Origin of the sequence: Autumnicola aciditolerans, from assembly GCF_041679265.1 — a bacterium.
Classification (GTDB): domain Bacteria; phylum Bacteroidota; class Bacteroidia; order Flavobacteriales; family Flavobacteriaceae; genus Autumnicola.
Window position 1 is genome coordinate 1 of the sequence record NZ_JBGFSM010000045.1, and the last position, 3,637, is coordinate 3,637.

7 protein-coding genes are annotated in these 3,637 nt (G+C 29.7%); all 7 read right to left on the reverse strand.

Annotation, left to right across the window (positions count from 1 at the left end):
• Window positions 1-465: hypothetical protein (locus AB8M93_RS18450; RefSeq protein WP_373060413.1), on the reverse strand; the 465-nt coding region annotated here is incomplete at its 3' end.
• Between the two features lie 199 nt (window positions 466-664).
• Complete coding sequence (locus tag AB8M93_RS18455; protein ID WP_373060415.1) at window positions 665-1,159, reverse strand: hypothetical protein; 495 nt, start codon at window positions 1,157-1,159, stop codon at window positions 665-667.
• Between the two features lie 247 nt (window positions 1,160-1,406).
• A complete protein-coding gene (locus AB8M93_RS18460) occupies window positions 1,407-1,616 on the reverse strand; it encodes a hypothetical protein (RefSeq protein WP_373060417.1) in 210 nt (69 codons plus the stop codon).
• Complete coding sequence (locus AB8M93_RS18465; protein ID WP_373060419.1) at window positions 1,603-1,983, reverse strand: hypothetical protein; 381 nt, start codon at window positions 1,981-1,983, stop codon at window positions 1,603-1,605. The genes AB8M93_RS18460 and AB8M93_RS18465 overlap by 14 nt, the downstream gene beginning before the upstream one ends.
• Before the next feature lie 203 nt (window positions 1,984-2,186).
• The gene (locus AB8M93_RS18470; RefSeq protein ID WP_373060421.1) at window positions 2,187-2,528 is read right to left on the reverse strand and encodes a HepT-like ribonuclease domain-containing protein; all 342 of its coding nucleotides are present in this window, start codon (window positions 2,526-2,528) and stop codon (window positions 2,187-2,189) included.
• Window positions 2,512-2,886, reverse strand: coding sequence for a nucleotidyltransferase family protein (locus tag AB8M93_RS18475; RefSeq protein WP_373060423.1), 375 nt, complete (start codon window positions 2,884-2,886; stop codon window positions 2,512-2,514). The genes AB8M93_RS18470 and AB8M93_RS18475 overlap by 17 nt, the downstream gene beginning before the upstream one ends.
• 139 nt (window positions 2,887-3,025) lie before the next feature.
• A complete protein-coding gene (locus AB8M93_RS18480; RefSeq protein ID WP_373060425.1) occupies window positions 3,026-3,547 on the reverse strand; it encodes a lysozyme inhibitor LprI family protein in 522 nt (173 codons plus the stop codon).
• Window positions 3,548-3,637 lie beyond the last annotated feature (90 nt).

Consider the following 3,637-nt stretch of genomic DNA (forward strand, 5'->3'; position numbering starts at 1 on the left):
GGCTCGATTTGGCAACCACTCCTTCGGGGGTACCCCCGAAGGAGTGAAGAAAAGGACAGAGTTTAAATTACACTCCCATTCCACAATTAAATTTTCTAATTTTTCTGAATGGTTATCTTGGCCAATTCTATACGTTTGTTTTACACTTTTAATTTTCTCGCCACTCACTAGATATTTTTCACATAAATTAAAAGAGGCAGCGCAATTCCCAGCTTGATTCTGATTAACCATAATAACATCAGATTTCAAATTTTCACCTTTAATTATAGAATCGATTTGGAAAACTACTATATCTTCTTCATATTTATTTTCCGTTGTTATATTTTCAATTGGAGTTCCTATTATAATTAAATCACTTTTCTCTTTTAATTGTTGAACAATACTTGAGTTAATTTCAAAACACTCGCAGTAATTAAAATGTATATTACCCGGCACTAAAATAAATATGTAAAGTAGAATTTTCATTTTTTAAATTTACTGCCAAGAATTACCGCAAGTTGCGGGAGGGACGCGGATTTGTCAGCTTAGTATTGGTATGTTGGTCAAGTTAATTATTTTCTTTCCAACGCTGCCGCTTATTGGCGATGAACCGTTGTTATGCGGCGTTTTATTACTGTTTTAAATTTGATATTCTGCGGTTAATTATTCTTTCTAATAATTCAATTTAATCAACTTTTTCTACTATTGTAATATTTTCAAGTTCTTCATCTAAAATGGAGTGTATTTCGCTTAAAACTGTGAAATAACTTTTTTCGTCACGATCTATCATTAGATCTATATATTGATTTTCAACCATTGTGGCAAACTCCAGGGATTTCTGCTTAATTAAACTAATCTGCTTTCTGATATTACTAATCAATTCAACTAACGGTTCTAATCTTCTGTCATAACCTTCTGGCTTTTTTCTAAAATCAATTACGGTTTTAATAAAAGGGATTAACACCTCATTATCAAGCTTTGCAAAATCAGTTTCTTTGACAAGGTTCTTCTCTTCATCCAAACTTTCATTAATAACCTCGTAATATTTGAAAATTGTTTCATTGGCTAATTTACTCGCTGGAAATTTTAAATAATTTTCGTAAGCATTTTCTGCAAAATAATCGTTTATTAATTTCGATAAATCATCCATTAGTTTCACTAACCCGTTTCTAACTTCCATCTTATAAAGGTTGCTAAAGTTCTTAATCCAATTTTCACGATGACTTAAAAACATACTAAAACCATTGTAAATTGAGAGTCTATCAATTTCGAGAATTCTAGTGTAATTCTTAGAAGGTGTAAGCATTAAAAAAGACGAATCAAATGGAGTTTCTTTTTCCTATTCATAATAATTTTTCAATGCCTCAGCTTTAGTTTTTATATCATTTTTAATAGTTTCAAGATCGACTTTTAGAAGACTTATTTTATTAAAATGATTTAGTTTCTAGAAAATCTCGAACTTCTTTTTCTTTTTTTAAACCTTCATTAAATTGTGTTATCTGAATTTGATTAGCTTTTATTTGCATATAAAATGCTAGGAATGTTAATAAAACTCCTGCTAAGGCTATGAAAGGATTTAATATTCCTCCTATTGTATCACCAATTTGACCGGTTTCTGTAAAATTAAGAAAAGGCAATATTCTTCTTAAATGAATCAGGAAAAATGAATTTACTATGCTCTTCGTTTGTTAGCATTTGAATCTCTTCTTTTCCTTTGACTTTTCTAAAATTAGTGGCGTCGATTCTCTCTACGAATGATTTTTCATCGTGTTGCAACTTTAAATAATAGTTACTACGACTTTTAGATAATTCTAAAACTCTTACGTTAACTATTCTATTTTCTTCTGTAATTTTTTGTTCAATGAAACCATTTCTTACTCCAATAAGGCTTACTATTATCATCACTATACCACCAAGTATAAGTCCGTATTTTTTTAGAAAAAGCAATATTTTTATTTCAATATTTCTAATATTTTCTTTTAAATGATTGTTTGAAATTATCAATATTTAGGAACGTTTAAGTTTTTTAAGTCAGAAATTTTTCTTTCTTAGTAGCTAAAATTTTGAAAATGCTTGCCAACGGTTACGGCTATCGCAAGTTGCGGGAGTAGGGACACGGACTTGTCGTCTTAACTATTTTCTTTCCTGGTTTCTAAAATTATAATTTTTCGCGAATACCCATTATTTGCGATGAACCGATGTTGTGGCTAGTGCTTACCTTTTAAGTTGTTTATTTCCTTTTTGAGTTTAGGAAGTTCTCTTAAAATAATAGTCCAAATAACTTCATCCGAAATATTATCATATTCGTGGGCAATCCTATTTCTTGTTCCAATTATTTTTTGAGCATTCTTTATTTCAAGATTAGAATCTTTGTGTTTTGAGATTCGGTTAATAGCTTCTCCAATTATCTCTATATTTCTTTCAATTGCTTTTTTTGTTTTTAAGTCCTTTTGATATTCGAAAAAGTCATTTTTTTCAGGAAGGAATTCAAATATTTCATCTATGGATCTGAGGATATCTTCGAGCCAGGCATTAATTCTGTTGTCCATAAATTAGAATTTTCGTGTTATCCAATTCTTTCTTAAAATATTGATTTTTAATGCCTCTTTCTTCAATAAGGTCAATTTGTCGTTTTAATAATTTTTCTAATTTTTCTTTAAGCTGAAAGTATAAGTCAGTGTATATGAAGGGATCATTTTCTTCAAAATCAACAACAAAATCGATGTCAGAATCACTACTAAAATCCTCTCTTGTCACTGAACCAAAAGCGGAGAATGTTCTTACTTTATATTTTTTACAAAGTTTTTTGATTCGGTTGATATTCTTTTCGTCTATCTTCATAAACCAAAAATAGTTAAAAATTTCATTCAATTCATTTTGTACTATAGCTAATCTGGCATTAGCCACAACGGTTGCGGTTATCGCAAGTTGCGGGAGTTAGTAGTCGGTTTTGTCGGCTTAGTTGTTTTAATAATTGGTCTCTAAAATAACAATTTTCAGCAAACTACCCGTTATTTGCGATGAACCGCTGTTAGGTGTAGTTTTTTTACTCAATCATAAATCTAGAACTTAAATACTCATAAATTTGAGTCAATCTACTTTTTGTTATATCCAGATTTCTTGAAGCTACAAAAATCTGCTGTATCGTTCCTCCACCTGAATATTCATCTTTTGCGATTAAATTATTCAGTTTTATCTCTGAATTTTTGAATTTTATCCAATTTCGTTGAGCTTCTTTTAAAGTCTCTTTATCACCAGGTTCTAATTTATTGAGTAATTTCTTATAATATTTATTTAGTAAATCATCATAACTTTGGTGGGCGTTGTAAGTTGCCTGAAGCATCCCCGCCGTGGTGTAATCATTTTCTAATTCCAAATTCCTTTTTTTATCTATTTTGAATTTGTCTATTGCAAATTCTAAATCTAGTTTTCTAGAGAATTCATCAAGTTTTAAAATTGAATCTTTAAATTTTTCTGTTTCAAGTTCAATTTGGTCTGATATTTCTATTTTTTGAGCAAAGATATTTGAACAGATAATTATTGTCAAAAACGTAAATATTTTCTTCATTTTTTTTCTGAAAAATTCTGACTAACGTCAAATTAGTTGGTTGGTGCCAGGGTTGGTAAAAACCCCAGATCTTCTGGTTTGAGTTCCAAT

Excerpts from the sequence above, each read along its gene's own strand:
- AB8M93_RS18470 (WP_373060421.1), bottom strand. The coding sequence starts at position 2,528 with ATGGACAACAGAATTAATGCCTGGCTCGAAGATATCCTCAGATCCATA.
- AB8M93_RS18480 (WP_373060425.1), bottom strand. The coding sequence starts at position 3,547 with ATGAAGAAAATATTTACGTTTTTGACAATAATTATCTGTTCAAATATC.
- AB8M93_RS18455 (WP_373060415.1), bottom strand. The coding sequence starts at position 1,159 with ATGGAAGTTAGAAACGGGTTAGTGAAACTAATGGATGATTTATCGAAA.